This is a genomic window from Teredinibacter waterburyi, from assembly GCF_001922985.1.
Taxonomy (GTDB): Bacteria; Pseudomonadota; Gammaproteobacteria; order Pseudomonadales; family Cellvibrionaceae; genus Teredinibacter; species Teredinibacter waterburyi.
Genome location: NZ_MRUH01000156.1, coordinates 1 through 973 on the forward strand (window position 1 = coordinate 1; position 973 = coordinate 973).

Here is a 973-nt window from a genome sequence, read left to right on the forward strand (position 1 = left end):
ACAGAAAACAACACCTATAAATTACAAGCCCTACTCTACTACCCGTTAAGACGCATAACGCCAAGCTCACCTGCAGTTTTTGCGGAGAGCAATTGTGTAAAATGGAGCGCAGCGACATACACAATTGAGCGTAGCAAAAAATGTCAGGTGCAGCTTTTTGTTATAGCTTTTTCTCAAATACTTCACCGACTACCCCCCATGTGGTATGTAATGATTGCTTTTAAAAGACCAATACCAATTGCAATGCTAGGTAACATCAAAGCGTATTGACCTATTTGCAAATAATGAATATATGTTAAGTCGTAATCAAATATTTGAGAGTAACGAATTAATCCGCCTACAAATGCCAATAACACCAATAAAAAAATAACTAATTTAGAAGGTCTTTGTACAAGCGAAGACTTTTTAACAAGTAGCAGGTATAGATATATTATGGTAGCCACTACACCAAAGGCCATTACTAAATATAAAGTTAAGTGCTCCATCTTCTAAACTCTTAGCCGCTATAACGCCAAGCTCACCTGCAATTTTTGCTGTGAGCGTTTGTGTAAAATGGAGCTGCGCGACATACACAAACGAGCGCAGCAAAAATTGTCAGGTGGAGCGCCTTGTTATGCGAGGCGGCACAAAAAATAACACACACGTTGGGCCAGCTAGCCAGGCCCTTTAGCCTAAACGAAGCGATTAGACACAAAGACGTAAAACCAGATATTACCAAAGTAACCAGCTAGCCTGGCCCTTTAGCCTAAACGAAGCGATTAGACGTAAAACACTAAAACCAGATACTACCAAAAGCCCAAAATAATACTACAAGAAGATTTGGATAAAGCTTGATTTGGTAATACCTAAAAAGAAAACACTGAGAACAACGACGGGAGACATAGTGCGGACATGACCCACTAGAAATTGAATACCACTCCCTGACTGCATCACTGCGATTTTCCCTACTACACCACTGCTGGAGCGGCACAAA

At 40.6% G+C, this 973-nt stretch carries 1 protein-coding gene; it reads left to right on the forward strand.

The window, feature by feature from the left end; all coding sequences use genetic code 11:
* Positions 1-270: hypothetical protein (locus IDZ20_RS16235; RefSeq protein ID WP_223144950.1), on the forward strand; the 270-nt coding region annotated here is incomplete at its 5' end.
* Between the last annotated feature and the right edge of the window lie 703 nt (positions 271-973).